The following is a 1,095-nucleotide window of genomic DNA, read 5'->3' as shown; positions in this document are numbered from 1 at the left end:
AGAACAAGGCCTCAGCATCTCGCACGTCAGCCAGACAATGGATATCGGCGTGACCGCGATCCGGCGCTGGATGGAGCAATACGAGGCCGAGCAACAAGGCCAGCCAGGCATCGGCAAGCCGTTGACGGCTGAGCAGCAGCGTATTCGTCAGTTGGAGCAGGAAAACCGTCAACTTCGTAGTGATGTGGACGTCTTAAAAAAAGCATCGGCCTTCTTTGCCCGCGAGCTCAAGTGAGCTACCGGCTCATCGACGAGCTGCAAATGAAGGCCGTTCCTGTCGCACAAACTTGCCGCCTTCTCGATGTGAGCCGGGCCGGGTTTTACGAAGCCAGGCACCGTGCCGCCAAGCCGGCTCTTTGCAAAGCAAGCGTACATCTGCGTGCTGCGTTTATGAGCAGCGGCCAAAGTTATGGCAGCCGTCGCCTGGTCACAGCACTGGCCAATAGCGGCCTCCAGGTCGGGCGTTACAAGGTGCGCCGACTGATGCAAAAGGCCAGCCTGAAGCCAGTCTGGAAGCGCAAGTTTGTGCACACGACCGACAGCAAGCATGCCCTGCCGATTGCGCCGAACGTACTTGCCAGGCAATTCAATCCGGCAGCGCCGAACCTGGCTTACGCCTCGGACATCACGTACATCCGAACTGGCGCCGGCTGGCTGTACCTGGCTGTCGTGCTCGACCTGTTCTCGCGCAGAGTCGTGGGCTGGGCGATGGCGCCGAGCATGCCTGCCACTTTGGTCTGCGACGCCTTACGCATGGCGATACAGGCGCGCCGTCCAGCCGCCGGACTGGTCGTCCATTCCGATCGCGGTAGCCAGTATGCGAGCGACCAGTATCAGGCCATGCTGACCGAGCATGGCTTCGTCTGCAGCATGAGCCGCAAAGGAAATTGCTGGGATAACGCCGTCGCTGAACGCTTCTTCCTGAACCTGAAGATGGAGCGCGTCTGGCAGCGCAATTATGCAAACCACGCAGAAGCCAAGCTAGACGTGGCCAATTACATCGCTGGCTTCTACAACTGTGAGCGCCTGCACTCCGTATTGGGCAATCTGCCGCCCAGCGTCTACGAACGCACAATGGCAGCGAAAGAACCTATC

Annotated in this window: 1 protein-coding gene; it reads left to right on the top strand. The window is 59.5% G+C overall.

Annotation, left to right across the window (positions count from 1 at the left end):
• Positions 1 to 1,095, top strand: a protein-coding gene (locus ACHAC9_RS24445) for an IS3 family transposase (protein ID WP_435764402.1) whose coding sequence is annotated in 2 segments (ribosomal slippage) — positions 1 to 191 and positions 191 to 1,095 — 1,096 coding nt annotated over the 2 segments. Because the reading frame shifts where the segments join, the coding sequence is not laid out codon by codon here. This gene is flagged as partial in the annotation.

The organism is Massilia sp. CMS3.1 (assembly GCF_051262535.1).
Lineage (GTDB): Bacteria > Pseudomonadota > Gammaproteobacteria > Burkholderiales > Burkholderiaceae_D > Telluria.
This window is presented reverse-complemented; position numbering and strand designations above follow the sequence as displayed.